This is a genomic window from Bradyrhizobium sp. 2S1 (assembly GCF_011516625.5).
Classification (GTDB): domain Bacteria; phylum Pseudomonadota; class Alphaproteobacteria; order Rhizobiales; family Xanthobacteraceae; genus Bradyrhizobium; species Bradyrhizobium septentrionale.
Window position 1 is genome coordinate 994,891 of sequence record NZ_CP147717.1, and the last position, 25,855, is coordinate 1,020,745.

Annotated in this window: 29 protein-coding genes and 3 pseudogenes; 9 read left to right on the plus strand and 23 right to left on the minus strand. The window is 64.8% G+C overall.

Annotated features, from left to right (window positions below; genetic code table 11):
- Positions 1 to 5: 5 nt before the first annotated feature.
- Genes HAP54_RS04760 through HAP54_RS04770 form a run of 3 tightly spaced genes read right to left on the minus strand, consistent with a single transcriptional unit; the run spans position 6 to position 1,824 of the window.
- Entirely contained in the window at positions 6 to 875 is an 870-nt protein-coding gene (locus HAP54_RS04760; RefSeq protein WP_166298928.1) for a metal ABC transporter permease, read from the minus strand.
- A 5-nt stretch (positions 876 to 880) separates the two neighbouring features.
- Positions 881 to 1,636 (minus strand): metal ABC transporter ATP-binding protein, encoded by a 756-nt coding sequence (locus HAP54_RS04765; RefSeq protein WP_166298929.1) that lies wholly within the window; start codon positions 1,634 to 1,636, stop codon positions 881 to 883.
- 2 nt (positions 1,637 to 1,638) lie between these two features.
- On the minus strand, positions 1,639 to 1,824 hold the full coding sequence (locus HAP54_RS04770) for a hypothetical protein (protein WP_166298930.1): 186 nt from the start codon (positions 1,822 to 1,824) through the stop codon (positions 1,639 to 1,641).
- Between the two features lie 50 nt (positions 1,825 to 1,874).
- On the opposite strand from HAP54_RS04770, the gene HAP54_RS04775 reads away from it, so the two are divergent.
- The gene (locus HAP54_RS04775; RefSeq protein ID WP_166298931.1) at positions 1,875 to 2,177 is read left to right on the plus strand and encodes a hypothetical protein; all 303 of its coding nucleotides are present in this window, start codon (positions 1,875 to 1,877) and stop codon (positions 2,175 to 2,177) included.
- A 12-nt stretch (positions 2,178 to 2,189) separates the two neighbouring features.
- Here the strand turns inward: HAP54_RS04775 and HAP54_RS04780 are convergent.
- The 3 genes from HAP54_RS04780 to HAP54_RS04790 all read right to left on the minus strand — a co-directional run bounded on the left by HAP54_RS04780 (position 2,190) and on the right by HAP54_RS04790 (position 5,410).
- A protein-coding gene (locus HAP54_RS04780) for an IS630 family transposase (RefSeq protein WP_166293914.1) occupies positions 2,190 to 3,136 on the minus strand; the annotation gives its coding sequence in 2 pieces (ribosomal slippage) (positions 2,190 to 2,797 and positions 2,797 to 3,136; 948 coding nt in all).
- A 147-nt stretch (positions 3,137 to 3,283) separates the two neighbouring features.
- Complete coding sequence (locus tag HAP54_RS04785; RefSeq protein ID WP_166202952.1) at positions 3,284 to 4,618, minus strand: IS1182 family transposase; 1,335 nt, start codon at positions 4,616 to 4,618, stop codon at positions 3,284 to 3,286.
- A 435-nt stretch (positions 4,619 to 5,053) separates the two neighbouring features.
- The gene (locus tag HAP54_RS04790) at positions 5,054 to 5,410 is read right to left on the minus strand and encodes a hypothetical protein (RefSeq protein ID WP_166293467.1); all 357 of its coding nucleotides are present in this window, start codon (positions 5,408 to 5,410) and stop codon (positions 5,054 to 5,056) included.
- On the opposite strand from HAP54_RS04790, the gene HAP54_RS04795 reads away from it, so the two are divergent.
- Positions 5,409 to 6,788: an MFS transporter gene (locus tag HAP54_RS04795; protein WP_166298932.1), complete on the plus strand. Its 1,380-nt coding sequence runs from the start codon at positions 5,409 to 5,411 to the stop codon at positions 6,786 to 6,788. The two genes, HAP54_RS04790 and HAP54_RS04795, sit on opposite strands and share 2 nt — an antisense overlap.
- Before the next feature lie 156 nt (positions 6,789 to 6,944).
- Here the strand turns inward: HAP54_RS04795 and HAP54_RS04800 are convergent.
- Positions 6,945 to 7,861, minus strand: a pseudogene (locus HAP54_RS04800) (LysR family transcriptional regulator).
- Between the two features lie 258 nt (positions 7,862 to 8,119).
- Here HAP54_RS04800 and HAP54_RS04805 point away from each other — a divergent pair.
- A complete protein-coding gene (locus HAP54_RS04805; RefSeq protein ID WP_166298933.1) occupies positions 8,120 to 9,433 on the plus strand; it encodes an MFS transporter in 1,314 nt (437 codons plus the stop codon).
- A 21-nt stretch (positions 9,434 to 9,454) separates the two neighbouring features.
- Positions 9,455 to 10,528 (plus strand): tartrate dehydrogenase, encoded by a 1,074-nt coding sequence (locus HAP54_RS04810; RefSeq protein WP_166298934.1) that lies wholly within the window; start codon positions 9,455 to 9,457, stop codon positions 10,526 to 10,528.
- A 195-nt stretch (positions 10,529 to 10,723) separates the two neighbouring features.
- On the opposite strand, the gene HAP54_RS04815 is transcribed toward HAP54_RS04810, so the two are convergent.
- The 9 genes and pseudogenes from HAP54_RS04815 to HAP54_RS04855 all read right to left on the minus strand — a co-directional run.
- Complete coding sequence (locus HAP54_RS04815; RefSeq protein ID WP_166298935.1) at positions 10,724 to 11,491, minus strand: serine O-acetyltransferase; 768 nt, start codon at positions 11,489 to 11,491, stop codon at positions 10,724 to 10,726.
- 154 nt (positions 11,492 to 11,645) lie between these two features.
- Positions 11,646 to 12,137, minus strand: a complete 492-nt coding sequence (locus HAP54_RS04820; RefSeq protein ID WP_166298936.1) for a DUF2852 domain-containing protein — start codon at positions 12,135 to 12,137, stop codon at positions 11,646 to 11,648.
- A gap of 119 nt (positions 12,138 to 12,256) precedes the next feature.
- Complete coding sequence (locus HAP54_RS04825) at positions 12,257 to 12,973, minus strand: TetR/AcrR family transcriptional regulator (protein ID WP_166298937.1); 717 nt, start codon at positions 12,971 to 12,973, stop codon at positions 12,257 to 12,259.
- A 92-nt stretch (positions 12,974 to 13,065) separates the two neighbouring features.
- Entirely contained in the window at positions 13,066 to 14,400 is a 1,335-nt protein-coding gene (locus HAP54_RS04830) for an IS1182 family transposase (RefSeq protein ID WP_166296518.1), read from the minus strand.
- Between the two features lie 372 nt (positions 14,401 to 14,772).
- Complete coding sequence (locus HAP54_RS04835) at positions 14,773 to 15,138, minus strand: YciI family protein (RefSeq protein WP_166298938.1); 366 nt, start codon at positions 15,136 to 15,138, stop codon at positions 14,773 to 14,775.
- Positions 15,139 to 15,215: 77 nt separating this feature from the next.
- Positions 15,216 to 15,641, minus strand: a complete 426-nt coding sequence (locus tag HAP54_RS04840; RefSeq protein ID WP_166298939.1) for a YciI family protein — start codon at positions 15,639 to 15,641, stop codon at positions 15,216 to 15,218.
- Between the two features lie 87 nt (positions 15,642 to 15,728).
- The gene (locus tag HAP54_RS04845; RefSeq protein WP_166298940.1) at positions 15,729 to 16,145 is read right to left on the minus strand and encodes a YciI family protein; all 417 of its coding nucleotides are present in this window, start codon (positions 16,143 to 16,145) and stop codon (positions 15,729 to 15,731) included.
- A gap of 124 nt (positions 16,146 to 16,269) precedes the next feature.
- Positions 16,270 to 16,641 (minus strand): nuclear transport factor 2 family protein, encoded by a 372-nt coding sequence (locus HAP54_RS04850; protein WP_166298941.1) that lies wholly within the window; start codon positions 16,639 to 16,641, stop codon positions 16,270 to 16,272.
- A gap of 117 nt (positions 16,642 to 16,758) precedes the next feature.
- Positions 16,759 to 16,875, minus strand: a pseudogene (locus tag HAP54_RS04855) (SDR family NAD(P)-dependent oxidoreductase); the annotation flags it as partial.
- 13 nt (positions 16,876 to 16,888) lie between these two features.
- Here HAP54_RS04855 and HAP54_RS04860 point away from each other — a divergent pair.
- Positions 16,889 to 17,005, plus strand: a pseudogene (locus HAP54_RS04860) (3-oxoacyl-ACP reductase); the annotation flags it as partial.
- Positions 17,006 to 17,197: 192 nt separating this feature from the next.
- Here HAP54_RS04860 and HAP54_RS04865 read toward each other — a convergent pair.
- Positions 17,198 to 17,767: a histidine phosphatase family protein gene (locus HAP54_RS04865; protein WP_166298942.1), complete on the minus strand. Its 570-nt coding sequence runs from the start codon at positions 17,765 to 17,767 to the stop codon at positions 17,198 to 17,200.
- Between the two features lie 67 nt (positions 17,768 to 17,834).
- On the minus strand, positions 17,835 to 18,587 hold the full coding sequence (gene cobS, locus HAP54_RS04870; RefSeq protein WP_166298943.1) for an adenosylcobinamide-GDP ribazoletransferase: 753 nt from the start codon (positions 18,585 to 18,587) through the stop codon (positions 17,835 to 17,837).
- A 168-nt stretch (positions 18,588 to 18,755) separates the two neighbouring features.
- Between cobS and cobT the strand changes: the two genes are divergently transcribed.
- The 3 genes from cobT (at position 18,756) to HAP54_RS04885 (ending at position 20,771) form a co-directional block, all read left to right on the plus strand.
- On the plus strand, positions 18,756 to 19,769 hold the full coding sequence (gene cobT / locus HAP54_RS04875; RefSeq protein ID WP_166298944.1) for a nicotinate-nucleotide--dimethylbenzimidazole phosphoribosyltransferase: 1,014 nt from the start codon (positions 18,756 to 18,758) through the stop codon (positions 19,767 to 19,769).
- 174 nt (positions 19,770 to 19,943) lie between these two features.
- The gene (locus HAP54_RS04880) at positions 19,944 to 20,234 is read left to right on the plus strand and encodes a hypothetical protein (protein WP_021080156.1); all 291 of its coding nucleotides are present in this window, start codon (positions 19,944 to 19,946) and stop codon (positions 20,232 to 20,234) included.
- A 114-nt stretch (positions 20,235 to 20,348) separates the two neighbouring features.
- On the plus strand, positions 20,349 to 20,771 hold the full coding sequence (locus HAP54_RS04885; RefSeq protein ID WP_166298945.1) for a hypothetical protein: 423 nt from the start codon (positions 20,349 to 20,351) through the stop codon (positions 20,769 to 20,771).
- A gap of 208 nt (positions 20,772 to 20,979) precedes the next feature.
- Here HAP54_RS04885 and HAP54_RS04890 read toward each other — a convergent pair whose 3' ends face one another.
- From HAP54_RS04890 to HAP54_RS04900, 3 genes are all read right to left on the minus strand, one after another.
- Positions 20,980 to 21,390, minus strand: coding sequence for a VOC family protein (locus HAP54_RS04890; RefSeq protein WP_166298946.1), 411 nt, complete (start codon positions 21,388 to 21,390; stop codon positions 20,980 to 20,982).
- An 80-nt stretch (positions 21,391 to 21,470) separates the two neighbouring features.
- Positions 21,471 to 22,007: an SRPBCC family protein gene (locus HAP54_RS04895; protein WP_166298947.1), complete on the minus strand. Its 537-nt coding sequence runs from the start codon at positions 22,005 to 22,007 to the stop codon at positions 21,471 to 21,473.
- Between the two features lie 84 nt (positions 22,008 to 22,091).
- Complete coding sequence (locus HAP54_RS04900; protein WP_166298948.1) at positions 22,092 to 22,502, minus strand: DoxX family protein; 411 nt, start codon at positions 22,500 to 22,502, stop codon at positions 22,092 to 22,094.
- A 253-nt stretch (positions 22,503 to 22,755) separates the two neighbouring features.
- Here HAP54_RS04900 and HAP54_RS04905 point away from each other — a divergent pair, with 253 nt between their 5' ends.
- Positions 22,756 to 23,919, plus strand: a complete 1,164-nt coding sequence (locus HAP54_RS04905; RefSeq protein WP_166298949.1) for an IS4 family transposase — start codon at positions 22,756 to 22,758, stop codon at positions 23,917 to 23,919.
- A gap of 161 nt (positions 23,920 to 24,080) precedes the next feature.
- Here HAP54_RS04905 and HAP54_RS04910 read toward each other — a convergent pair whose 3' ends face one another.
- Together HAP54_RS04910 and HAP54_RS04915 are read right to left on the minus strand one after the other, a co-directional pair.
- On the minus strand, positions 24,081 to 25,358 hold the full coding sequence (locus HAP54_RS04910) for an RNA polymerase sigma factor (RefSeq protein WP_166298950.1): 1,278 nt from the start codon (positions 25,356 to 25,358) through the stop codon (positions 24,081 to 24,083).
- Positions 25,355 to 25,723 carry a YciI family protein gene (locus HAP54_RS04915; protein WP_166298951.1) on the minus strand — a complete coding sequence of 123 codons (369 nt, stop codon included), beginning with the start codon at positions 25,721 to 25,723 and terminating at the stop codon, positions 25,355 to 25,357. The genes HAP54_RS04910 and HAP54_RS04915 overlap by 4 nt, the downstream gene beginning before the upstream one ends.
- Positions 25,724 to 25,855: the final 132 nt, after the last annotated feature.

Consider the following 25,855-nt stretch of genomic DNA (forward strand, 5'->3'; position numbering starts at 1 on the left):
CGCACTCACGCCTCGAGATGGCGGCCGGGGAACAGCTGCCGCACCAAACCACTGACATTGCCGAACAGCAGCGACACCAGATAGAGCCCGGCGGCGACCAGGATGATCGCCGGGCCGGAGGGAATGCGGGTCTGGTACGACAGCACCAGCCCGGCATAGCCGGACACAATCGCGCTCGCGACCGCGATGCAGATCATCGTGGTGATGTCGCGCGACCAGAACCGCGCGATGCCCGCCGGCAGGATCATCAGCCCGACGCCGAGCAGCGTGCCGAGCGCATGGAAGCCGTTGACGAGGTTGACCACGACCAGCGCGAGGAAGGCGAGATGCGCCGGCGCGCCGGCCCGGCTCACAGTGCGCAGGAACACTGGATCGACGCATTCGATCACCAGCGGGCGATAGATCACCGCGAGCACCAGCAGCGTGAGCGTGGCATTGAACGCGATCACCAGCAGCGTCTGGTCGTCCATCGCGAGGATGTTGCCGAACAGCACGTGCAAGAGGTCGATATTGGTGCCCTTGATGGAGACGATGGTGACGCCGAGCGCGAGCGAGACCAGATAGAAGGTCGCGAGCGAAGCGTCCTCCTTCAGTTCGGTGGTGCGGGCGACGAGGCCCGCGAGCAGCGCCACGGTGAAGCCCGCGATCAGGCCGCCGGTCGTCATCGCGAACAGGTTGAGCCCGGACAACAGGAAGCCGATTGCCGCCCCCGGCAGGATCGCATGCGCCATGGCGTCGCCGACCAGGCTCATCCGCCGCAGCATCAGGAACACGCCGATCGGCGCGCCGCCGAGCGACAGCGCGATCACCGCCGCGAGCGCGCGGCGCATGAACTCGAATTCGGTGAAGGGTGTGATCAGTGCGTCAGACAGCATCGGCGTCAGGCAGCCCGCGAGCGCGGATCGGCGGCGCAGGCGCCGGCAGAGTCGTCGAACGCCTCGCACATCCGCATCGCGACCATCAGATTGTCCGCCGTCAGCGCCTCTGCGGTCGGGCCCCATTCCACCGGGCCGCGCGCCAGGAGCAGCGTCTCCGGGAAATTGTTGCGCACCATGTCGAGGTCGTGCAGCGCCGCCAGCACCGTGCGCCCCTCGCCGTTCCAGCGCTTCACCAGCGCCAGCAAATCGGCTGACGTCTTGGCATCGATGGCGTTGAACGGCTCGTCGAGCACGATCAACCGGGCATCCTGCAGCAGCACGCGCGCGAACAGCATGCGCTGCATCTGGCCCCCCGACAGCGTGCCGATCGGGCGGTTCTCAAAACCGTTGAGGCCGACGGCGGCGAGCGCCGCCAGGATCTTGTCGCGCGCGCCCTTGCCGATGCCGCCGAAGAAGCCGGTCGAGCGCCACAGCCCGGTGCCGACGAAGTCGAACACCGAGATCGGGAAGGTGCGGTCGATGTCGGCGGACTGCGGCAGATAGGCGATGTCGCGATGGTCGAGCCCGTCGAGATCGATCACGCCCGACAGCGGCTTGAGCACGCCGGCGATGCCGCGCAGCAGCGTCGACTTGCCGGCGCCGTTCGGGCCGATCACGGCAAGCAGCGCGCCCGCCTCGACGGCGCCGTTGAGGTGATGCACCGCCGGGTGGCGGTCATAGCCAAGGGTAACGTCGCGGAATGTGACAAGCGCGCCCATGCTCACCTCATCGCCAGCCAGACGACGCCCCACAGGCAGGCCGAGACCGCGAGCGCCGCGGCCAGCCGCGCCGGCACGGTCATGCGCAGGATCGACCAGTGCGCCGTCTGGGCCGGATGCCCCGCCGGGCCGTGACTGTGGGCGTGCGGATGGGGGTGGTCGTGATCGTGGGTATGTGCATGCGCCATGGAGAGACTGTTATATTATAACATAACGCGAGTCTACAAACGAGGAACTCATGGCGGATGCGCAAAACCGGGAGAGATTTGAGCTGCGCCGGCAAAGTGACGACCTCGTCTACGTCTTCGTCCGCAAGACCCGCCCCGATGGAACCGTCGGCTACCAGCGCCAGGATCAGGATCTCTGGATCGAGCACCGGCCGGATTGGGGCTGGGTCACCTGGGACCCGGAAAGCCAGTCCTGCACCGGCCGTCCCTGGAACGTGCTGCCGGCCGACCAGGTCGACCACCCGCCGGAAGGCGACTGGGTGAGCCGCAAGGGGGCGAAGTCGTATGTCTATCGGCTGGTGTATGTGAGCTAGAGCATTTTCCGATCACGTTGCGTCGTAACCAGCCGCGACGAGATAATTTTGGCATTCCTCGGGTGAGAAGCGCTTGAGAGCGTTGGCGATTGCTTGCCAGAGATCGGGCATGGTGCGCGCTGCGGCGGCCCGCAACAGGGCTTTCAGTTTAGAGAAGGCCATTTCGATCGGGTTGAAGTCTGGACTGTAGGGCGGAAGATAGAGCAGGCTTGCTCCGACCGCCCGGATGGCCTCTCGAACGCCATGGACCTTGTGAGCGGGCAAGTTGTCCATGATAACGGTATCGCCCGGCCGCAGCGATGGGGCGAGCAATTGCTCGACGTAGGCCAGGAAAGCGTCGCCATCCATTGGACCGTCCAGAACAAGCGGCGCGATCAGACCGTCGGAGCGCAATCCAGCGGTGAATGTCGTCGTCTTCCAATGTCCGTGTGGGATAGCTGCACGACATCGCTCGCCGCGTGGCGAGCGGCCGTAAAGCCGCGCCATTTTGGTGTTGGCGCTGGTTTCGTCGATGAAGACGAGACGCTCAGGGTCAAGATCGATTTGCCCTTCGAGCCACTCCTCACGCGCGGCATTTATATCGCCGCGCCGTTGCTCGGCGGCGTGCGCTGTCTTTTTTTAAGTGTGATCTTTCTGCGCTGGAAAAAACGCCAGAGCGACGCGATGCCAGTCGATATTCCACGACGTTTCAACAGTTCTCGCAACTCGGCGAGCGTGATATCCGGCTTCGCTGTCACTGCCTCCAGAATCAATTGCGAATGCGCTTCGATGCGCTGCGATTTGCGGTCACCGCCCTGGCGTTTAGGAACGATGTCGCCAACTTCCTTGAGGCGACCGCGCCAGCGGATCGCACTGGCCGCGCTGACACCAAAGCGCTCAGCAGCCTGTCGACAGGACATGCCACCGTCAATCGCGGCTATCACCCTTTGACGAAGATCAACCGAAAGCGCCCTGGCCATACATGCTGGCCTCCCTCGCCAGCATGCAGCTTGAATCTGACTCGCGCCGTTTTGGGAATCCCCACCCGATTCATTCCGGTCGGAAAATGCTCTAGGAGCCCGTCCAGATATGTTTTCGTGACGGGCATTTGTTGTAGAGTAGCAGGCTCAGGCTGCGTTTGCGAGGTTGAACAGCTTGAGGAGGTTATGGACGGTGCAGATCATTGTCCACTCGGCGCGCACTTTCTCGATGCCCCGCAACAGGAACTGGCGGAAGCCTCTTGCCTGTTTGATCTGCCCGAACACCGGCTCCACCACTTGCTTTCGCAATCGGTAGGGTGTTTCGAAGCCGCCATCGTCGATCTTCTTTCGCATGGCCTGTGTCAGCGGGCCGCCGACTTTTCCGTTCGCTACTGTCGGGTGCTTGGCGCGTCCGGGCGCGACATAGCCATCGATGCTGCGTGTGTCGAGCGCTTCGAGATTGGCTTCGCTGCAGTAGCCGGAATCCGCTGAGGCCTGCCGCGGCTTGCGGCCAAGATTGCTCTCGATGGCCTCGATCAGGGGCACCAACTGGCCCTGATCGCTGCCGTGCTGGGTCAGTTCTTGCGCGACAATGATCTGGGCATGTGCATCGACGGCCGCCTGGGCATTATAGGCCTGAACGAAGCCATCCTTCGACTTCATGATGCGGCTTTCCGGATCGGTGAAGTTGCGTTGCGCCTTGGGATTGGGTTCCTCCGATGGCAGCGCCGCCGGTTTGCCCGGCTTCTTGCGGCCTTCGGCCTGGCGCTGCTGTTCCTTTTCGGCCTCGATGCGGCGCTCTTCCTCCGCCGCCAGTTTGGCGTCCGCTTCCAGCGCCGCCATCGCTTGCTGGATCTTCGCCAGCCGTTTCTGCTTGTCGACGGTCCAGTCCGGCAGTTCGTCGCTGTTGCCGAAAGTCTCATCCTCCGAGGCATCCGCCGCCTCGGCGGCCGCCAGCATGCGAGCGACCTCGGCCTTCAATTCCGCCTCGCGCTTCTTCATGCGCTCATAACTCATCGCCTTGTGTTTCGACGCGTTCGCCTTGATCTTCGTACCATCCAGCGCGACATGACCGAGCTTGACCAGCCCGGCCGTCTCGCACAACTTCAGAACCTGCACGAATAGCGCGCCGAGCGCCTTCAAATGTCGCTTGCGAAAGTCGCTGATCGTCCGAAAATCCGGCGCATCCAGCGCCACGATCATCACAAAATCGTTCCGCTCCCGGCAGGCCTTGGCAATCCGACGCGACGAATACAGCCCACTCGCATAGCTATGCAGCAGCAGCGCCACCATCATCCGCGGATCAAACGGCGGCTGCCCAAGCCCGCTCACATAGCTGCCCATGATCTCCCTGAGATCGAGGCTCTCCCGCACCAGATCAACCATAAACCGCGAGACATGGCCTTTCGGCACGAAGTCCTGCACATTCGGCGGCAGAAGCAGCGTCTGATCGATGTTCCAAGGCCGAAAATACTTGCTCATCGCCCAATGTTGAATCAGACCCGACCAGATTTGAACAGCGACTATCCAGACAAGCTCCTAGGCGAAGGGTCATCGCGGCGCGGGCCCTCCGTTCGTCGCGGCGGCGCAGACGGAGACGGAAATGGGGATATTGCTCGATTCAAGATGTCAAACACGCGGTGTCATCACCCGCGCATGCGGGTGATCCAGTATTCCAGAGGCGTCGGTGATTGAATCGAGAGGCCGCGGCGTACTGGATCGCCCGGTCAAGCCGGGCGATGACAGTTGTGGGTGGGACGTACCTTCGCATTCTCGCGACATGTTTTGCCCGAGTTCTACTCTTCGTTTCGCCCTCTCTCTCGCAGAGGGCGCAGGGAAAGCCGGGTGCCGATCCCATCCATGGGCCCCGGCTTTCAGACCGCAGCGAGCGGCAGGCGGCCTGACGCCGATCCGGCTTCACTGCGCCTTCGTTGCAGCATCGGTGTCGTAGACCACACCGCAGACCCTGTGCGCGTAACAGGAGCGCAGGTGACATCGTTGATCCAGCGCACAGCCGCCGTAGATCAGAGCGAAATAGCCGAGCACGGCGAAGGCGGTCACGCCAAGAAGGCATCTGGTCCAAATATCCATCGACGACGACCTTAATCCATTCGCCAGCGAGACCAACAAGGGCTTGGCTCCTCTTTGTGCGCCCTGATCGCAAACAGGTTCGGGCAGCCGGCCCTGCTGACACCATGCTGTCAGCAGGGCCGGGCGTACGCAGACCTTGCGCGGGTGCAAACCGCGGGCAGGGTTTTGGAGGAAGCGCGGCATGCACGATCGCTCGTCTCTGGTCGCCCCACAGCGACCGAGCCTGATCACGTCAGTTCTTGGCCTTGGCGTATTCCTGATCCCGTTCGATGTGACCGCTGTCGTGGTTGCGCTGCCGGGCATTGCTGGGGATCTCGGGTTTGCGGTTGCCGGAGCCGCCTGGGTCATCGACGCCTACAGCCTGGCCCTCACCGGCGCGCTATTGGCATCGGGCGCACTCGCGGATCGCTTCGGTCGCCGGCGTGCAATGCTGGCCGGCAACATCGTGTTTCTGCTGGGTTCGATCGCCTGCGGGGCGGCGACGAGCGGTCCGCTGCTGCTCGCTGCACGGGCCCTGCAAGGTATCGGCGCGGCCTTCCTGATCACGGGCGCGATCGCGTTGGTCGCCGGGGCATTTCCCGACCAGAGCCAACGGGCAAGGGTCTTCGGCACTATTGGAGTGATCTCGGGCGTTGCCATGGCGCTTGGCCCAACCTTGGGAGGCCTGCTGGCTGCCTGGTGTGGCTGGCGCTGGATCTTCCTTGCCAACATCCCGTTTTGCCTGACGCTGGCGGCCGTCGTGCCAAGGGTCATTGCCGAGACGAATGAACCGGGCGGGCGCCCGCTCGATCCTGCTGGCATCGTGCTCCTGACGCTGTCGTTGGGTCTCGCAATCGACGCGCTGTTGAGACATGAGGCCCCGCCGATCGTGAGAGCGACCGGCCTGATCGCAAGCCTGGCGACCGCCTTCGGGTTCGTCCGGCAGCAGTGGCGCAGCCTCAATCCGGTGCTCGACCCGCGCGTGTTCGCGACAGCACCGATGATCGGGGTCGGCGCGTCGTTGACTGCCCTCCAGTTCGGTTACTGGGCAACACTGGTCTATCTGCCACTGTTCTTGAGTGCCGGTCTGCATGTCAGCATGGAAGTGGCGGGCGTGGCGTTGCTTGCGGCAACGTTGCCAATGCTGCTGGTCCCGCTGCTGGGTGGGAGGTTTGTCACCCGATGGGGCTGGCGGCGCTTCTTCATGGCGGCCCTTGGTGTTGTCGCTTCGGGAGACGCGCTGCTTGTGGTTGCCGCGCTGTCTGCCGACGCCGCGATCCGCGGCATCGCGACGTCGGCCGGCATGCTGACGATCGGCATCGGAGCAGCACTGGCGAACCCGCAATTGGGAAACGTCGCCTTGGCCCTCGCTCCGCCGGCGCAGGCCGGCATGGCCTCCGCCATGACAATGATCGTCCGTCAGGCCGGCTTTGCCGTCAGCATTGCCGCGCTGGGGGCGATGCTCAAGACAACGGATATGGCGTCGGCATTCGCGGCTCCATTCGTGCTCTCGACAATCGGGGCCATCGTCGGCGTGGTCGGTGCCGCGACGCTGTTTCCTGCTGCGCAGACCGAAATCTAAGAAGGCCAGGCGGGTCAGCGCTAAACGCGCGCCCTATCCCCTTGTCATTCCGGGGCGCGCCACTTGGCGCGAGCCCGGAATCCATTCCTCCATGGAATATGCGGCCCGATGGATTCCGGGCTCGTGCTTCGCACGCCCCGGAATGACGAAAGCTGTTCACGCCTCCCTCGCGTAACTCTTCAACCTCACCTCCAGCACCGCCATCACCTGGTCGCGGACCGGGTCGCGGGAGCCTTTCAGCCAGGCGGCGGCGAGCGGCAGGCGGCCGGCGGCACTGCCGCGCTTGAGTCTGAGGGGAACGAAACGCACGCCGGGGATCGCCATCCGCGCGGTCCAGCGCGGCACGATGGCAACGCCGAGCCGCGCCGCGACCATGTTGACGATGGTCTGCTTCTCGTCGGCGATCTCCTGGATGCGCGGCGTCAGTCCGGCCTCGTCGAACAGTTTTGTCGTGAGATCGTGGCTGTGCGGCCGCGAGCGGCGCTCCGGCACGATCAAAGGCTGATCGGCGATATCGGGCAGCACGATCTGCTTGCGCCGCGCCAGCGCATGCTTATGCGACAGCGCCACCACGGCGGTTTCCTGCAGCAGCGGAGTGAACTCGATGCGCCGATCGGGCCGCTCCGGCGGGCGCACGAAAGCGAGATCGAGCGCGCCCGACAGCAGTTTCGGCAATAGCCGGATGGTCTTTTCCTCGAGCAGTTGCACAGCGACTTCGGGATGGATCGCGCGGAGGTCGCGCAGCAGCGGCGGCAGCAGGCCGGCCGCGGCGCTGTCGATCGCGCGATCCGGAACCGCCGCGCCTGCGGCTTGCGCAGACGGTGGCGAAAGCCGTCCTCGATCGCCTCGGCGCGACCGAGCAGCGCGCGGCCCTCGCGCAGCAGCACAGAGCCGTCCTCGGTCAACGACACCGCACGCGTGGTGCGCGCAAACAGCCGCACTCCGAGATCTTCTTCCAGCAGCTTGATGTGGCGGCCGAGCGCCGACGGCATCATTTGCAAGCGCTGCGCGGCGCGGCCGAAATGCAGTTCCTCGGCAGCCGCGACGAAGCAGCGAAGCTGGTGCAGTTCCAAGATGCTGGCTCCTTTAGACATCGATTCCGTCATGCCCGGCCTTGTGCCGGGCATCCACGTCTTGGCGGCACGAAGAAAGACGTGGATGGCCGGGACGAGCCCGGCCATGACGACCCGGTGAGAAGACGGAGACCCGATTATATCATTTTTTTGTATAAACCGGCGCGGATTGAAGCGGAAGGGCGCGAGCCTCTAGGCTTCCCGGTGGCGCGGCGAAATGCGCCGTCCCAACAAACAAGACGAACCCCGGGGAAGCCCATGGAAAGCGAGCTTGGCACTCGCGTGTTGCGCAAGATCTCACTGCGCATCGTGCCGTTCATCATGCTGCTGTACTTCGTGGCCTTCATCGACCGGGTCAATATCGGCTTCGCGTCGCTGACCATGAACAAGGACATCGGCCTGTCGCCGACCGTCTACGGCTTCGGCGCCGGTATCTTCTTCTGGGGCTATTTCCTGTTCGAGGTGCCCTCCAACATCATCCTGCACAAGATCGGCGCGCGGATCTGGATCGCGCGGGTGATGATCACCTGGGGCCTGGTCTCGGCGGCGATGGCGCTGGTGCAGGGCGCGACCAGCTTCTACGTGCTGCGCTTCCTGCTCGGCGCCGCCGAAGCCGGCTTCTTTCCCGGCATCATCCTCTATCTGTCCTACTGGTTCCCGGCGCGGCAGCGCGCCGCCGTCACCGCGCTGTTCATGGCCGCAGCCCCGCTGTCGACCGTGCTCGGCTCGCCGGTGTCAGGCGCGCTGCTGGAGATGGACGGCCTGTTCGGCTTCAAGGGCTGGCAATGGCTGTTCGTGCTGGAAGCGGTGCCCGCCGTGCTGCTCGGCTTCGTCGTGCTGGGCTTCCTCACCGACCGGCCGGAGCAGGCCAGATGGCTTGCCGACGACGAGCGCGCCTGGCTGGTCAAGACCATGAAGGCGGAGAACGACGGCAAGGCCGCGACCGCGAGCCACAGCATCTGGCGCGGCCTTGCCGACCCGCGCGTGCTGGCGCTGTCGCTGGTCTATTTCGGCACCTCGGCCGGGCTCTACACGCTTGGTGTGTGGGCGCCGCAGATCATCAAGGCGTTCGGCCTGTCGTCACTCCAGGTCGGCTTCCTCAACGCGGTGCCTGCAACCATCGCCGTGATCGCGATGGTGCTGTGGGCGCGGCACTCGGACCGCACCGGCGAACGCACCTGGCATGTGGTGCTGGCCTGCCTGATGGCATCAGCGGGACTTGCGCTGGCCGGCCTGTGGACCGGCCTTGCCGCCGTGATCGCGGCGCTGACCTTGGTCAATATCGGCATCTCCTCGTCGAAGCCGCCGCTGTGGAGCATGCCGACCATGTTCCTGTCGGGCTCGGCCGCCGCGGCCGGGATCGCCACCATCAACTCGATCGGCAATCTCGGCGGCTTCGTCGGGCCGGCGATGATCGGCTGGATCAAGGAACGCACTGGCAGCTTCGAGGGCGGCCTGTACTTCGTCGCCGCCCTGCTGGTGCTGTCAGCCGTGCTCACCCTGCTGCTGTCGCGCGCGCAAGCAGCACCTGTGCCCGCCGAACCGCAACCCAATCCCGTGCAAACTCGCTAACAACAGATCCGGAGACAACCCATGCGCACCCATTCCATCGCCGCCATCCCCGCCGACGGCATCGGCCCCGAAGTGATCTCCGCGGGTGTCCGCGTGCTCGAGGCGCTGGCGAAGCGCAGCGGCGACATCAGCTTCAACGTCAAGACCTTCGATTGGGGCTCGGACTATTACAAGAAGCACGGCGTGATGATGCCGGCCGATGGCCTCGCGGAGCTCAAGAAGTTCGACGCGATCTATTTCGGCGCGGTCGGCGCGCCCGACGTGCCCGGCCACATCACGCTGTGGGGCCTTCGCTTACCGATCTGCCAGGGTTTTGATCAATACGCCAACGTGCGGCCGACAAAAATCCTGCCCGGCGTCGCCTCGCCGCTGCGCAATGTCGGCGTCGGCGATCTCGACTGGGTGATCGTGCGCGAGAATTCCGAAGGCGAATATGCAGGGATGGGCGGCCGCGCGCACAAGGGCCTGCCGGAGGAGGTCGGCACCGAAGTCGCGGTATTCACCCGCGTCGGCGTGACGCGGATCATGCGCTATGCATTCCAGCTCGCGCAGTCGCGGCCGCGCAAATTCCTCACCGTGGTGACCAAGTCGAACGCGCAGCGCCACGGCATGGTGATGTGGGACGAGATCGCGGCCGAGGTGGCGCGGGAGTTCCCCGACGTCACCTGGGACAAGATGCTGGTCGACGCCATGACGGTGCGGATGACGCTGCATCCGAAGAGCCTCGACACGGTTGTGGCAACCAATCTGCACGCCGATATCCTCTCGGATCTCGCAGGCGCACTGGCCGGCAGCCTCGGCGTCGCGCCGACCGGCAACATCGATCCGCAGCGCCGCTTCCCCTCGATGTTCGAGCCTATCCACGGCTCGGCCTTCGATATCACCGGCAAGGGCATCGCCAACCCGGTGGCGACCTTCTGGACCGGCGCGCAGATGCTGGAGCATCTCGGCGAAAAGGATGCCGCCGTGCGATTGATGGCCGCAGTGGAGAAGGTCTGCGCCGCCGGCGTGCTGACGCCCGACGTCGGCGGCACGGCGACGACGAAGGAAGTGACGGATGCGGTGATCGACGCGATCCATGGATCGAATGTGTGAGGGGCAGGCGCACCAGCTATCCGCGAACTCCGTTCGCCTCTCCCGCTTGCGGGGGAGGCCGGATCGCATCGTAGATGCGATCCGGGTGGGGGCTCTCTCCACAGCACGACTCGCGGAGGGAGCCCCCACCCCACCCTCCCCCGCAAGCGGGAGAGGGAGCCCTACCAGGGTGCTCACCTCACGAGAGCAGCGCGCTCACCTCGCCGACGTCTCCGCCTCCGCGCAGTTCGTCAGCCGCGCCGGCACGCCGACGGCGGTGCAGCCGGCGGGCACATCCGAGGTCACCAGTGCGCCGGCGCCGATCTTGGCGAAATCGCCGATCGTGAGATGCCCGATCACCGTTGCGCCGGCACTGAGCAGCACACCGCGGCCGATGGTCGGAGCGTGGCGCGGGTCGTCCTGATGGCGCGCGATGGTGACGTTCTGCAGGATCGTCACCTCGTCGCCGACGGAGGCCAGCGCACCGATGATGATGCCGGTGCCGTGATCGAGGAACACCGCGGTTCCGACCCGGGCCGACGGGTGAATGCTGATCTGCAACTGGTCCGCAGCCGCACTCTGCATCAGCAGCGCGAGGTCGGGGCGGTCCTGGCGCCACAGCCAGTTCGCGACGCGCCAGGCCTGCAGCGCGGCGTAGCCCTTAAAGTTGAGGAGCGGTGGCAGGAAGCCTGAGATCGCCGGATCGCGGCGCACGATCGCTGTGAGATCAACAGCCGCGGCATCGACCAGCGCGGGCTCGTCCGCATACGCCTCGCGGGCCGCACGCGCAAACTGCGCACGATCGGCCTCGGCGCGGCCGATGCGCCGGCCGATCAGGAACGCGAGCGCGCCGCCGAGCTCGCCCTGATCGAGGATGAAGGCGGCCGACGCCTCAAGGAAGGGATCGGCGACGACGGCAGCTTCCGCTTCGCGCCGGATCGAACGCCAGAGATCGTCAGAACTCGCCGTCACGTGCGTCGCCATGATCTTCGCCTCATCGTCCGGGCCGCCGACGATAGAGTGGGCGCGACCGCCCCAAAATGCAAACCGCCCGCTTGCTCATCGCAAACGGGCGGCTCAGGGCCATCAGGTGTTATGGGGGCACATCGCCTGAAGGCTCAGCGCTTGCCTTCCGTGATCAGCTCTGCGGCGGCTGGTCGTTCGGCGGGGTCGGACGGGTCTTGTGCTGCGCCATGAAGGCGTCGAACTCTTCCTTGTCCTTGGCGTGGCGCAGGCGATCGAGGAAGTTCTTGAACTCGACCTGCTCCTCCTCGAGACGGCGCAGCGTGTCCGTGCGGTACTCGTCGAAGGCGCGGTTGCCGCTCGAGGGCGGGCCGAAGCCGCCGAACGGGAAGCCGCGGCGCTCCATGCGGCTCTTCATTCGCTCCATCCTGTCCTGCATGCGCTCCATCTTGTTCTGCCAGCGATCCATGTCGTTGTGACTCCAACAGGCCATCTTTCTGCTCCCGAGTGTGAAAAAGAGAAGGGCGAGACCGATCGGCCACCAGATCATGAAACCAAGGATGATCCCGGCGATCTTCAGGGGATGCCACGGCGTCGCGTAGAAGTAGGGGCGGTAGGGTTCTTCGACGGGGCCGCGCCAGCGATTGACATCAGCGGTGTAGGCCATTTCCTTCTCCATGACGGCATCACGCTGTTGTGAATGTAAATAACATTTACATAGATAGCCGACCCCTTGGGAAAGTCAAGCAGCGCGGATGACGCACCCCTGGGATTATTTTTGAAACTTTATTTCGGCTTGCCCCAGGGACCAGGCTTGTCACCGGCCGACTTGTCGTCGGCGGGCGCCTCGGCACCCGGCCTGCGATCGGTGAGGAAGCCGAGGCCGCGCAGATAGATCAGCACTTCGGCTTCGAGCAGATCCTCCGGCGACATCGGCAGCTTGCGCCGCGCGGCATCGCCGCGGCCGAACAGCGAAGCCACACCATGCGACATCGACCAGATGTGCAGCGCCATCATCATCGCCGGCGGACGCGGCGTGCCGGGTGGCGCCAGCGCCGCGAGCCGTTCGGCGGCGGCGCGGATGATCGCAAACGCGCGTTCGCTCGCGGCCATCAGGGTCGGATTGGAATCGACCGGCAGGCCGGATTCGAACATCGCGGAGTAGAACGCGGGCTCCTCGCGGGCAAAGGCGAGATAGGCCTTGCCGACGCGCTCGAACGCCGAGACGGTGTCGGGACGACCGTCGTCCCAGGCTTGCGTCAGGAGCGATTCGAATTGCTCAAAGCCGCGCTGCGCGATGCTGGCGATCAGTTCGTCGCGGTCGCGGAAATGCCGGTACGGCGCGGCGGGGCTGACGCCGGCCATCCGCGCAGCGTCGGCGAAGGTGAAGCCGGCCGGCCCTTTCTTCGTGATCAGGTCGAGGGCTGCCTGCAGCAACGCCTCTTTGAGATTGCCGTGATGATAGCCGCGCTCGGCGCGGCCTTGGTCCTTGCGCCAGCTCATGTGAACGGCTTTTACATGAGCCGGCGGTAAAGGTCACTAGGAGCCCGTCCAGATATGTTTTCGTGACGGGCATTTGTTGTAGAGTAGCAGGCTCAGGCTGCGTTTGCGAGGTTGAACAGCTTGAGGAGGTTATGGACGGTGCAGATCATTGTCCACTCGGCGCGCACTTTCTCGATGCCCCGCAACAGGAACTGGCGGAAGCCTCTTGCCTGTTTGATCTGCCCGAACACCGGCTCCACCACTTGCTTTCGCAATCGGTAGGGTGTTTCGAAGCCGCCATCGTCGATCTTCTTTCGCATGGCCTGTGTCAGCGGGCCGCCGACTTTTCCGTTCGCTACTGTCGGGTGCTTGGCGCGTCCGGGCGCGACATAGCCATCGATGCTGCGTGTGTCGAGCGCTTCGAGATTGGCTTCGCTGCAGTAGCCGGAATCCGCTGAGGCCTGCCGCGGCTTGCGGCCAAGATTGCTCTCGATGGCCTCGATCAGGGGCACCAACTGGCCCTGATCGCTGCCGTGCTGGGTCAGTTCTTGCGCGACAATGATCTGGGCATGTGCATCGACGGCCGCCTGGGCATTATAGGCCTGAACGAAGCCATCCTTCGACTTCATGATGCGGCTTTCCGGATCGGTGAAGTTGCGTTGCGCCTTGGGATTGGGTTCCTCCGATGGCAGCGCCGCCGGTTTGCCCGGCTTCTTGCGGCCTTCGGCCTGGCGCTGCTGTTCCTTTTCGGCCTCGATGCGGCGCTCTTCCTCCGCCGCCAGTTTGGCGTCCGCTTCCAGCGCCGCCATCGCTTGCTGGATCTTCGCCAGCCGTTTCTGCTTGTCGACGGTCCAGTCCGGCAGTTCGTCGCTGTTGCCGAAAGTATCATCCTCCGAGGCATCCGCCGCCTCGGCGGCCGCCAGCATGCGAGCGACCTCGGCCTTCAATTCCGCCTCGCGCTTCTTCATGCGCTCATAACTCATCGCCTTGTGTTTCGACGCGTTCGCCTTGATCTTCGTACCATCCAGCGCGACATGACCGAGCTTGACCAGCCCGGCCGTCTCGCACAACTTCAGAACCTGCACGAATAGCGCGCCGAGCGCCTTCAAATGTCGCTTGCGAAAGTCGCTGATCGTCCGAAAATCCGGCGCATCCAGCGCCACGATCATCACAAAATCGTTCCGCTCCCGGCAGGCCTTGGCAATCCGACGCGACGAATACAGCCCACTCGCATAGCTATGCAGCAGCAGCGCCACCATCATCCGCGGATCAAACGGCGGCTGCCCAAGCCCGCTCACATAGCTGCCCATGATCTCCCTGAGATCGAGGCTCTCCCGCACCAGATCAACCATAAACCGCGAGACATGGCCTTTCGGCACGAAGTCCTGCACATTCGGCGGCAGAAGCAGCGTCTGATCGATGTTCCAAGGCCGAAAATACTTGCTCATCGCCCAATGTTGAATCAGACCCGACCAGATTTGAACAGCGACTATCCAGACAAGCTCATAGGCCACCGGTCCTGGTCGACCCAGGACAGGTGGCCTAGATTCTTGCTTCAACGCGTTTTTCCGCTGGAAAACGCTGGGCGGCGGGACGCGGGGTTAATCAAGATTAACGGATAGGTGGCGCGGGGGCTCGCTGCTCTCGCTCGACCAGAGCAGCCCGGCTCAAGCCAATGGCTCCATCTTCCCCTTCCCCCTGAAAGGGGGAAGGTCGGGATGGGGGTCAGCCGCAGCCGACGCTGTATGCGGGGAGAGCAGATCCCCACCCGCTCTCGCGAGCAAAGCGACCTCCCCTTTTCAAGGGGAGGTGGTCCCGCCTCAGCGGCCCGGGATCGGCAGCACCGGCATGATCTCGACGGCCTCGCCCGGGAAGATCGCAAAATGCGGGTGGTTCTCGAACAGCTTTGCGGCCGCCTCATGCGACGCCGCGCGCACCACGGTGAAGCCGGTCATCAGATTGGCGATGTCGGCGGTGCCGTCAGCGGCGACCTTCTTGGTCTTGCCGAGCGGTCCGCCCATCTCGACGATCACGTCGTGGTGCTTCTCGACCCAGGCGCCCCAGGCGGCCATGCCCTGCTGCTCCTTGGCGCGCCGTTCGGCCTCCGGCATCGCGTTCCAGGCTGCCATCCGCGAACCGTCTTTGCCGCCGCCGAGATAGACGGCGAGGAAGGTGTTGGTGCTCATCTTGCGTCTCCGTTGTGGTGGTTGGTTGATCGTCGTGCGTGGCGCGATGACGCTCTGAAGCGGCACCGCTGTGTTGGTTAGCGCAGCGCCTTGCCCCAGCCGCCCTGCGGGTGCTCGAAGGTGGCGGCGGCCTGTTGCACCTCCTCGGAGAAATCGCCCATCTCCTGCACCTGGCGGATCTCGATCATCTCGTTGGCGGAAGCTGGGCACTTCTTGGCCCACGCGATCGCTTCAGCACGCGAAGCGACGTCGATCATCCAGAAGCCGCCGATCACTTCCTTGGCCTCGGTGAACGGACCGTCGGTCACGACGGGCAAGCCGCTGTCGAACCTGACCCGCGCGCCGGTCGCCGGCGGATGCAGGCCTTCCAGCGTGATCAGCACGCCGGCATCCTTCAGCGCCTGATTGTATCGCATCATCGCGGCGACCCGTTCCGGGTCGAGCTCGAGCTTGGCCGGCGCGGACTCGTAGCCCTGCGGGATCATCAGCATCATGAAACGCATTGGTCGATCTTCCTTGCTTGTTGAATTACTCGCCTTCGTCATCTCGGGCATGCGCCGTCGGGCGCAAGCCCCGCAATGACGAAGACGTCACTTCTTAGCGGCCTGCGCGCGCAGCCGCTCTTCCTGTTCGCGCAGCTCGGGCGTCAGCGCCTCGCCGAAATCCTCCGCAGCAAACACCTGGCGGATCTCGATCTCGGAGCCGCCGTCGAACGGCGCGCGCTTCATCCAGCCGATCGCTTCATCGAGCGATTTGGTCTCGATCAACCAGAAGCCGCAGACGAGATCGCTGGTCGGGCTGAACGGTCCGTGGCTCACGGTGCTCTGCCCGCCGGCATATTTGACGCGGGCGCCCTTGTTGGTCGGATGCAGGCCCTCGCCGGCCTGCATCACGCCGGCCTTGACCATCTCCTCGTTGAACTTGCCCATCGCGGCGAGCAACTCGGTGCTCGGCATCACGCCGGCCTCGGTATCCTTGTTCGCCTTCACGATCACCATGAACTTCATCGTCCTGCTCCGTTGTGGTGGACCGGCCGTTGCCGGTGCTCGCCAGAAGGACGACGCCGCTCTTGCCACGCCGACAGGTCGAACGAAACTATTTCGGAGGTCATTGCATCGCGCGCCACGGCCTTCAGCGCTCCTGCCTGACGAGTTCACCGTCCTGATGCGACGGACCGAAATAGACGTCGATGCGCGACACCTTGTCGCCGTCGAACACGACAAACTCGGTGTTGCGAAAGCTCTTGCCGTCGCGGCCGACGCAGCGATAGGTGACGAAGGCCTCTCCTCCGTCGACCATGATGCGCTCGATCTCGTGGCGGCCGATCCAGCTGGAGTCGCGCCAGCACTCGGCGAAATAGCGCGGCTTGTCGATGTTCTCGCCGTAGGGTGTCGAGAAGCGGAAATCCTCCGCAAATGCCGCTTCGACCGCCGCGCGGTCATTGGCGAGATAGGCGGCGAAGAGCCCGCGGATGATCTCCGCCCTGTTGCCAGCTGCAGCCATGTCATCTCCACATAATTCGCCCGGGCCTCCGGAGCGCGCTCCAGAACCCGGGCCTCAGGGAGATGACGAACGGGGCGGCGCGAAAGCGACATCGCGCCGCAATTTATTTTCAGGCCCGGTGGCGAGCTCGACCGCGAGCTGCTTGGTGAGGTGCGCAAGCCCCGCCTTGCTGGTGCCGTAGGCCGAGCGCAGCTGCACCGCCGAGATCGAGGTGATGTTGACGATCGCGCCGCCGCCATGCTCGCTCTTCCTGTGCTCGGAGCGCGCCAGCTACATCACCGGACAGATCCTCGCCGTCGACGGCGGCTTCGATGCCGCCGGCATCGGCCTGCCGACGCTGCGCGGCCAGCGGAGGAATGGGTAGCTCCTCCGCTTTCTCACCGTCATCCTGAGGAACGCGTCCTTACGCGCGTCTCGAAGGATGGACGGCCCGACTGGTGGCCGATTCATCCTTCGAGGCTCGCCCAGCGGCGCAATTGCGCCGCAAGGCTCGCACCTCCAGCGACAAGGCGAAGCCTTTGCGCGAGGATGACGGGTTGAAAATCAGCGGAAAAGTCTACCGCCCGTTCACCGCAACCACGCGCCAGGCGCCGGCCAGCCGATCGATCCGCGTCAGCGATAGGGGATCGACCACGAACCGCAGCGCGAGCTCCGGCGCGAGATCGAGCGCGATTGCAAGCACCGCACGGATGGTGCCGGAATGCACGACCAGCACGACGTCGCCGGCCGGCAGACGCGCGAGCCCTGCTTGTGCCCGCGCAATCTGATCCGCAAAACTTTCGCCGCCGGGCGGCCGGTTAGTCCCCGGCGATTGCCAGAACGCGCGATAGCCTGCCGCGCCGAGCTCTCTCTCGATCTCGCTGTGACGCCGGCCGGTCCAGTCGCCAAAGTCCTGCTCGCGGAAGGCGTCGTCCTCGGCCGCCGTGAGGCCGAGCCGCGCGGCGGTCTCGCGGGTGCGCCGCGCCGGGCTGCAAACGGCGAAGGCTGCTGCCGGCAGCCGCGCCTGCAACGCGGCGAAGGCCGCGGCATCGCCGAGATCCGCCGGCGCATCGGGCGCGTGGATCACGCCGCGCGGTCCGTCGACCGGCGCGTGGCGAATCAGCCAGAGATGCGTTTCGCCGTCCATCTTTCGCTCATTCTATTTTGACGCGTTTTCTTCACGCGAACCGGTCTCCACTTCGCTCGAAAACGCTCTAAGCCAACCGTGCCGCGAGCAGCACCAGGATCGCGGTCTCCGCAACCTGCTCGGCGCCGCCGAGCACATCGCCGGTCTGGCCGCCAATCTGCCGCTTGGCCAAAAGCGCCATGATCAGCGCGCTCGCGCCGGCCGCAATCGCCGCCAGCAGCGCGCTGCTGAAGGGCAAGGCAAGGAGTGCGATCAGAAGCGCGATGCCGGCCGCGACCGCCGCAACCGTGCCATCGGGCCGGCCGGCATTGGCCGCGAGCCCGTCCTTGCGCGCGTAAGGTAGGCTGATCGCGATCCATGGCAGCACGCCGCGGCCGAGCGCATGCGCTGCGATCAGGGTCTGCACCACAAGACCGTTCGGAATGGCAGCGAGCGCCGCAAGCTTGGCGGCAAAGCTTACCACCAGCGCCAGCGCGCCATAGGTGCCGAGCCGGCTGTCGCGCATGATCTCGAGCTTGGCCGCCGGATCGCGGCCGCCGCCGAACCCGTCGGCCACGTCGGCAAGCCCGTCCTCATGCAGCGCGCCGGTCAAGAGCGCACCGCCGCCGAGCGCCAGTGCCGCGGCGGCAAGATCCGGCACGCCGATCGCCCGCAGCAGCAGGCAGAACAGGCCGATCGCCGCCCCGATGCCGGCGCCGACCAGCGGGAACAGCCGCTGCGCCCGCGCAAAGCTCTCCGGCCGCGCGCCGTCCGGATGCGACATCGGCAGGCGGGTCAGAAAGGCGGTCGCGGTCCTGAGATCGTCGAGCCACTCACGCATGGTGTTGGTATTCAAAGTCCTGGCCTTCAAATTGCTCTAAACCGCGATGAGATCAGGCCGGATCGTCATCCCGTTTCAGCGTCCAGTTTGAGCATAGTCTTCCTGGAAAACCGCTTCACAGCGTTCCGGATCATGCTTTAGCTTGCGCCCGCTCGACGAGGGAATCGCATGCAGTTCAGTACTCTAGACGACATCCGCAGCTTTTGTCGCGACCTGCCCGCAGGCGACGAGGCGAGCGCTGCGGCGGCTACCCTGCGCCAGCAGAATCTGACCAAGCCGCCGGGAAGCCTCGGCCGGCTGGAAGAGGTCGCGATCTGGCTGGCGCGCTGGCAGCGGCGCGAGATCCCCCGGCTCGACCAGGTCACCATTGCCGTGTTCGCCGGCAATCACGGCATCGCCGAGCGCGGCGTTTCGGCCTTTCCCTCTGAAGTCACTGCGCAGATGGTAGCGAATTTCGCCGCGGGAGGCGCGGCGATCAACCAGATCGCAAAACTTGCCGGCGCCACGCTGCGCGTCGAGCCGCTCGAGCTGGCGCGCCCGACGCGCGATTTCACGACGTCCACGGCGATGGATGGCGCCGATTTCCTGGTCGCGCTCGACACCGGCTGGCGCGCGGTGCCCGAGCAATGCGACCTGCTCGTGGTCGGCGAAATGGGCATCGCCAATACCACCGTGGCCGCGACGCTGTGCGCGGCATTGATGGGCGGGCGCGGCGCGCGCTGGGCCGGCCGCGGCACCGGCGTCGACGATGCCGGCCTGCTGCGCAAGCGCACGGTGATCGACACCGCGCTGAAACTGCATCGCAACCTGCTCGACGATCCCTTGGCCGTCGCAGTCGCGCTCGGCGGGCGCGAGCTCGCAGCGATCGCAGGCGCCGTGCTGGCGGCGCGTGCAAGATCGATCCCGGTGCTGCTCGACGGTTTCGTCGCGACATCGGCGGTGCTGCCGCTAGCGCGGCTTGCACCCAACAGCCTCGTACATTGCCGCGCCGGGCATGTGTCGGCCGAACTCGGCCACCGCGAATTGCTGCGCGAGCTCGCGCTCGCTCCCCTCCTCGATCTCGAGATGCGGCTCGGCGAAGCATCCGGCGCGGGGGTCGCGATCCTGCTGCTGCGCGCCGCGCTCGCCTGTCACGGCGGCATGGCGACCTTTGCCGAGGCCGGCGTTTCCGGCGCGGACTGAAGCCGGGGGATAGCGGCACAGTTCCTTCAAAAAGCCGGTGCATACCGCCGATGCGGGTCACAATCTTCGCGTGCGCAGCATGACCACTGCGCGCGAAAGGCCTAACTTGTGCGTCGGCGGGCGCCGGCCGGCGCCTCGGCCATGCTGAAACCAGATACCGGGGAGAATCACGTCATGTCGGGTGTTCTCATCAATCTGATCATTCAAATCATCAGCGGAGCCGTCGGCGGCAATGTCGCGGCGGGAGCGGCCAAGAACATCGACCTCGGCACGCTCGGCAACACCATCGCCGGCGCCATCGGCGGCGGCGCCGGCGGACAGCTGCTAGGCATGCTGATCCCACTGCTCGCCAATTCAGGCGCTGCGCCTGACATCGGCAGCATCATCGGACAGGTCGCCGGCGGCGGCGTTGCCGGCGCGGTGCTCACTGCGATCGTGGGCGCGCTCAAGAACCGGGCAGCCTGAATCGACTGCCGTCGCGGAACGGGCATCGGTCTTGACGATGCCCCATTCCGGCGCGAGCCTTGCGATATCCGATGCGGCGAACCCTTGATCGCATCGGCGGCAGGGATTGCGTTCATGAAGGCACTTGTCGCAGCGGCAGCTCTCTGTGCAACGGTTTCCTGCGCACAGGCCGACGTTCGCATCCTTGCCAGCCCCGGCGGGCAGGTCGGCCCGTTCATCGACCTGTTCGACAAGGTGCGCGAGTCGGGCGAGCGCGTGGTGATCGACGGGCCGTGCCTGTCGGCGTGCACGCTGGTGCTCTCGATGGTGCCGGGCGACCGCATCTGCGTGACGCGCCGCGCGGTGCTCGGCTTTCATGCCGCGCGCTCGATCGACCAGCGCGGCCGGACCTATGCGGAGCCGGAAGCCTCCGTCGCTGTGCTGGAAGCCTATCCGGCGCCGGTGCGCAGCTGGATCGTGCGCCGCGGCGGCCTGACCTCACACCTGCTGCTGCTGCGCGGCCGCGAGCTGGCGGCCATCTATCCGCGGTGCAGGTGAGAATCTGTAGCTTGCAGAATGGGCAAAGGCACGTCTGCGTCATGCCCACTCCGCGATCCCAAACCCGTCATCCTGAGGTGCGAGCCCTTGCGAGCCTCGAAGGATGAACGGCCACCAGCCGGGCCGTCGATCCTTCGAGGGCCGCTGAAGGAGCGGCCACCTCAGGATGACGGTGATAGAAAGCACGCCGGGATGAAGACTTCCCGGCCTACATCTGCTGCGGGCAGTTCACCATCCAGGGGATGCCGAACTGATCGACGCACATGCCAAAACCGTTGGAGAAGAAGGTCTTGCCGAACGGCAGGGTGACGGTGCCGCCTTCGGACAGCGCCTTGAAGCGGCGTTCAGCATCAGTGGGATCCTCGACCTGCAGCGCGACGTGGAAGCCCTGCGGCTTCTGGAAGTGGCCGGGCGGGGCGTCGGAGGCCATGATGATCTCGCCGTCGATCGTGAGGCGGGCGTGCATGATCTTGTCCTTCCAGCCGGGCGGCGTCTGCATCTCCGCATTGCCCTCGCCGTAAGGGAAGGTCTCCTCGATCTGCGCGCCGAGAACCGTCTGGTAGAATTTCAGCGCGGCGTCGCAGTTGCCGTCGTAGGAAAGATAGGGGTTGACCTGCATGACATGCTCCCTGTGATAGATTCTCGTTTTGACGCGTTTTCTTCACGCAAACCGGTAACCACTTCGTTCGAAAACGCTCTCTATTTTTCCGTCAGCTTCTTCAGATTGGCGAGACCGATCTCGAAATCCCTGCCGATCATGCGATCCAGGTTCATGAATACCTGCATCACCTTCGACATGAAGACGGCCGGACCATACATGGTCCATGTGACGCTGGTCGCATCTCCCTGCGGCAGCATTGTGAATTCCGCGGTGTTGTGGCCCTCGAACGGCTTGATGAAATCGAGCTTGATGACGATCTTCGACGGCGCGGAGGACTGCAGGATCTCCATGCGGCCGGCGCCGACATTCTTGTTGCCATCCCAGGCATACACCGCACCGTGCCCGCGCTCGGCGCCGCTATAGATGCGCTTCATGTCCGGATCCCGGTTCTCGTAGGGCGACCACACCGTCCACTGATGGAAATCGTTGATCAGCGGAAACACCCGCTCCGCCGGCGCGTCGATGCTGATCGCACGCGTCACCCGGAGCGTGCCCGGCTTGGTCGCTGCGAGGATCAGGATAACGGCAATCGCGAGCGCAAGGATGACGGCGATGATGGCAATGGTCTCGAACATGACGGTCTCCAGGTGGATGAATTTACCGACTACGCGTCGGCACTTACCGACTGATGGTCGGTAAGTCAATTGGCTGTGGGCTAGCTAGCGGCGAAACGGAAGCAGCGCGCGCAGATTGCCGTCACGCAGATAGAGCCCGCCCCACACCATCAGGCCGAGATAGAGCCCGAACAGCGTGTGGGTGAACAGCGGACTATCGATCCGCACATGCGATGCGATGGCGCCGCCGAGATAGCCGGTGAGCAGGATGGCGCCGAGGATCGAGGTCGGCGGCACCGAGTACAGCAGCGTGCAGACGATGGTGATGATGCCGAGGCTGCGCGCCAGCGTATCGCTCGCGCCGTAACCCATCCTGTCCATGGTCTCGGTAACGACCGACAGCGGCACCAGCTTGATCGCGCCGTCGAACAGCAGGAACAGGACGACCACGCCGCTCATGACGCGGCCGGTGATGCGGGCGGGCTTTGAGATTTCGGCGTCGACGATCGTCGGCATGGCTTGCTCCCCAATGTGTGGTGATGCTCTGCCTTCATGACGAACGGGGTGATGTGCGGCCGACAGGGGCGGTGAAGATTTTTCTGGGAGAGCGCGATGAGATGCGGTCATACCGCGACCGCGGCGGGACCGCGGCTCCCTCTCCCGCTTGCGGCAGGGCTGTCCGGGGAATGATTCACTGTGTCGCGGTGCATGCTCGGCAAAACCGAGGCAAATCGGTCTTTTCTGGTTGTCGAGACACAGAAGGCCGAGCATGCGATTTCGCGATAGCATTTTTAGTAGGCTGCTTGAACCGATCAATCGGCGGCAGTTTCAGACGGCTGTGGATCGTCTGGACGGGGATGCCTACGACAAGTCGTTCAAGAGCTGGGATCACCTGGTAGCGCTGATCTATGCGCAGTTGAGCGGGAACAACAGCCTGCGCGCCGTGGTGACCGGCTTCAACGCCAATCCTCAGCATCACTATCATCTGGGCACCGGCAGGTTGTCCCGCTCGACGCGGTCGGATGCCAATACCCGCCGCCCGTCCAGCATTTTTGCGCAAACCTTTGCACGATTGTCGGCGATGGCAAGCCGGCAGTTGCGGGGCGAAGGCAAGGAGATGGTGCGCCTGATCGACGCCAGTCCGATCCCGCTTGGCAAAGTTTGCACCTGGGCGGTGTGGAACGGCCGCATCCGCGGCATGAAGCTGCACGTGGTCTACGATCCCAAGGGCGATATCCCGAAGTGCGTCGAGGTGACGGCTGCCAACGTCAACGATATCGAGATCGGTCGCCAGACTCCGATCCAGGCCGGCACAACCTACGTGTTCGACAAGGGATATTGCCGTTTCGACTGGTGGCAGAAGATCAATGATAGCAAGGCTTTCTTCGTGACCCGGCCGAAGACGAGCATCCGGCTACGCGCGGTCAGGCATCGCACCATCCGCAACAGCAAGGGGGGCGGCTTCAGGATCATCGTCGACGACGAGGTGAAGCTCACCAGTAAGGGCGACTCGCGTTTGCCGATACCGCTGCGGCGCATCAAGGTCAGGCGGGAGAACGGCGGCGTGATCACGCTTCTCACCAACGATACGACCCGAACGGCCGTCGAGATCGCCGCCCTCTACAAGAGCCGGTGGCAGATCGAACTGCTGTTCCGCTGGATCAAGCAGCACCTCGACATCCGCAAGTTCCTCGGCACCAACGACAATGCAATCCGCCTGCAAGTGCTTGCTGCGATGATTGCCTACCTACTGTTGCGCATTGCCGCGCGGACCAACTGCATCAAAATGCTGCCGCTCAGGCTCGCCGAACTCGTCAGCCAGTTCCTGTTCACCCGGCGAGCCTTCGCCAGCATCGACAAGCCTCCGCCAATCAACCCTAGCCGCCGCAAATGCAGAACGCCCCTCAACCAGATGGAACTCTGCTATGGTTGAATTTCCCCGGACAGCCCTGCGCTTGCGGGGGAGGGCTGGGGTGGGGGTCTCACCACGAGTCCTATTGAGGTGAGAGCCCCACCCGTATCGCATCTACGATGCGATACGACCTCCCCCGCAAGCGGGAGAGGTGCAGCGTGCGTGCGGCGATGTGGATGAGACTACTTCGCCTTCACATTGCGCGGCTTGCTGTCGCGCATCAGGCGGTCGATGTGCATGCGGATGTGGGCGGCTTCGGCGGTGGTGTTGGCGAGCGCGATGGCGCGGTCGAAGGCGATGCGGGCCTCCTCGTTGCGGCCGAGTTGCATCAGGAAGGCGCCGCGCACGCCGAAATAATGGAAGTAGTTGGCAAGCCGCGGCGCCAACGGCTCGATCATCTCGAGCGCGGCCTCAGGCCCCTTCACCTTGGAGACCGCAACCGCGCGATTGAGCGTGATCACCGGCGACGGCTGCATCACCTCGAGCGCGCCGTAGAGCAGATCGATCTGGGTCCAGTCGGTATCCTCGGGCTTTTCGGCGCGGGCGTGCAGCGCTGCGATCGCCGCCTGCACCTGATAGGGCCCGCTGCGGCGGTGGCGCATCGCCTTGTCGATCAAGGCGAGGCCCTCGGCGATCAGCTTCTGGTTCCACAGGCTGCGGTCCTGGTCGTCGAGCAGGATGACCTGGCCGTCCGCATCGAAGCGCGCGGCGGCGCGGGCATGCTGCAGCAGCAACAGCGCCGTCAGCCCCATGATCTCGGGCTCGCTCTGGAACAGCCGCAGCAGCAGGCGGGCCAGCCGGATCGCCTCCTCGCACAACGGCGAGCGGATTTCGGCGGTGTCGCCGCTCGCCGAATAGCCCTCGTTGAAGATCAAATAGATCATCGCCGCGACCGAGACCAGCCGCTCGCTGCGCTCGACCGCACCCGGCGTCTCGAACGGCACATTGGCATCGGCGACGCGCGTCTTGGCCCGCGTGATGCGCTGCTCCATCGCGGCTTCCGAGACCAGGAAGGCGCGCGCGATCTGCTTCACCGACAGGCCGGAGACGATGCGCAGCGCCAGCGCGATCTGCTGCGTCGCCGGCAGGTCCTTGTGGCAGCAGATGAACAGCAGCCGCAGGATGTCGTCGCGGTAATGCGAGCCGTCGAGCCGCTCGGCGATCTCGTCCTCGGCATCGTCGAGGTCGGAGATCGCCTGGTCGTCGTCGGGCAGCGGCTCCTGCTTCTTGCTGCGCCTGATATCGTCGATCGCGACGTTGCGGCCGACCATGATCAGCCACGCCGCGGGATCGCGCGGCGGGCCGTTCTGCGGCCAGCTCTTCAGCGCCCGCAGGCAGGCGTTCTGGAAGGCCTCCTCGGCGGTATCGAGATTGCGGAAGTAGCGCAGCAGTGCGCCGACCGCCTGGGGACGCGCCGACGTCAGCGCGGCATCGATCCAGGCGGTGTCGTTCATGCTCACGCCTTCGTACCCCCCTGATTGAAGTAGCCGACCGGGCGGATCTCATAGGTGCCGCCGGGATTGGCCTCGCCGAGGTCGCGCGCGATGTCGAGCACCTCGTCGAGGTTCTTGCCCTCGACCAAATAGAAGCCGAGCAGCTGTTCCTTGGTTTCGGCGAACGGGCCGTCCAGCACGACCGGCGGGTTTTCCTTGCGCAACGTGGTCGCGGCGGTGGTCGGCAGCAGCCGGGCCACCGGGCCGAGCCGGCCCTGCTTGGCGAGCTTGTCCTGCACGACGGACAGTTTCTGCATGACCGAGGCGTCGTGCTCCTTGCTCCAGGAACCGACCATGTCTTCGTCGTGATAGCAGAGGATGGCGTACAGCATCGAAAAGGCATCTCCGTTCATTGCAAGAACGAACGATTATGCCCGCTGCCGACAGGGGGAGTGAAAGAAATTTAGGTTCCGGATATCGGCGATGGATTTCGCCGAAGCTGCATGGCGAGCCGCGACAGACCA

Bases quoted from the DNA above. Each gene is read 5' to 3' on its own strand.
- HAP54_RS04760 (WP_166298928.1), bottom strand. From the start codon at position 875: ATGCTGTCTGACGCACTGATCACACCCTTCACCGAATTCGAGTTCATG.
- HAP54_RS04765 (WP_166298929.1), bottom strand. From the start codon at position 1,636: ATGGGCGCGCTTGTCACATTCCGCGACGTTACCCTTGGCTATGACCGC.
- HAP54_RS04770 (WP_166298930.1), bottom strand. From the start codon at position 1,824: ATGGCGCATGCACATACCCACGATCACGACCACCCCCATCCGCACGCC.
- HAP54_RS04775 (WP_166298931.1), top strand. From the start codon at position 1,875: ATGGCGGATGCGCAAAACCGGGAGAGATTTGAGCTGCGCCGGCAAAGT.
- HAP54_RS04785 (WP_166202952.1), bottom strand. From the start codon at position 4,618: ATGAGCAAGTATTTTCGGCCTTGGAACATCGATCAGACGCTGCTTCTG.
- HAP54_RS04795 (WP_166298932.1), top strand. From the start codon at position 5,409: ATGCACGATCGCTCGTCTCTGGTCGCCCCACAGCGACCGAGCCTGATC.
- HAP54_RS04790 (WP_166293467.1), bottom strand. From the start codon at position 5,410: ATGCCGCGCTTCCTCCAAAACCCTGCCCGCGGTTTGCACCCGCGCAAG.
- HAP54_RS04805 (WP_166298933.1), top strand. From the start codon at position 8,120: ATGGAAAGCGAGCTTGGCACTCGCGTGTTGCGCAAGATCTCACTGCGC.
- HAP54_RS04810 (WP_166298934.1), top strand. From the start codon at position 9,455: ATGCGCACCCATTCCATCGCCGCCATCCCCGCCGACGGCATCGGCCCC.
- HAP54_RS04815 (WP_166298935.1), bottom strand. From the start codon at position 11,491: ATGGCGACGCACGTGACGGCGAGTTCTGACGATCTCTGGCGTTCGATC.
- HAP54_RS04820 (WP_166298936.1), bottom strand. From the start codon at position 12,137: ATGGCCTACACCGCTGATGTCAATCGCTGGCGCGGCCCCGTCGAAGAA.
- HAP54_RS04825 (WP_166298937.1), bottom strand. From the start codon at position 12,973: ATGAGCTGGCGCAAGGACCAAGGCCGCGCCGAGCGCGGCTATCATCAC.
- HAP54_RS04830 (WP_166296518.1), bottom strand. From the start codon at position 14,400: ATGAGCAAGTATTTTCGGCCTTGGAACATCGATCAGACGCTGCTTCTG.
- HAP54_RS04835 (WP_166298938.1), bottom strand. From the start codon at position 15,138: ATGAGCACCAACACCTTCCTCGCCGTCTATCTCGGCGGCGGCAAAGAC.
- HAP54_RS04840 (WP_166298939.1), bottom strand. From the start codon at position 15,641: ATGCGTTTCATGATGCTGATGATCCCGCAGGGCTACGAGTCCGCGCCG.
- HAP54_RS04845 (WP_166298940.1), bottom strand. From the start codon at position 16,145: ATGAAGTTCATGGTGATCGTGAAGGCGAACAAGGATACCGAGGCCGGC.
- HAP54_RS04850 (WP_166298941.1), bottom strand. From the start codon at position 16,641: ATGGCTGCAGCTGGCAACAGGGCGGAGATCATCCGCGGGCTCTTCGCC.
- HAP54_RS04865 (WP_166298942.1), bottom strand. From the start codon at position 17,767: ATGGACGGCGAAACGCATCTCTGGCTGATTCGCCACGCGCCGGTCGAC.
- cobS (WP_166298943.1), bottom strand. From the start codon at position 18,587: ATGCGTGAGTGGCTCGACGATCTCAGGACCGCGACCGCCTTTCTGACC.
- cobT (WP_166298944.1), top strand. From the start codon at position 18,756: ATGCAGTTCAGTACTCTAGACGACATCCGCAGCTTTTGTCGCGACCTG.
- HAP54_RS04880 (WP_021080156.1), top strand. From the start codon at position 19,944: ATGTCGGGTGTTCTCATCAATCTGATCATTCAAATCATCAGCGGAGCC.
- HAP54_RS04885 (WP_166298945.1), top strand. From the start codon at position 20,349: ATGAAGGCACTTGTCGCAGCGGCAGCTCTCTGTGCAACGGTTTCCTGC.
- HAP54_RS04890 (WP_166298946.1), bottom strand. From the start codon at position 21,390: ATGCAGGTCAACCCCTATCTTTCCTACGACGGCAACTGCGACGCCGCG.
- HAP54_RS04895 (WP_166298947.1), bottom strand. From the start codon at position 22,007: ATGTTCGAGACCATTGCCATCATCGCCGTCATCCTTGCGCTCGCGATT.
- HAP54_RS04900 (WP_166298948.1), bottom strand. From the start codon at position 22,502: ATGCCGACGATCGTCGACGCCGAAATCTCAAAGCCCGCCCGCATCACC.
- HAP54_RS04905 (WP_166298949.1), top strand. From the start codon at position 22,756: ATGCGATTTCGCGATAGCATTTTTAGTAGGCTGCTTGAACCGATCAAT.
- HAP54_RS04915 (WP_166298951.1), bottom strand. From the start codon at position 25,723: ATGCTGTACGCCATCCTCTGCTATCACGACGAAGACATGGTCGGTTCC.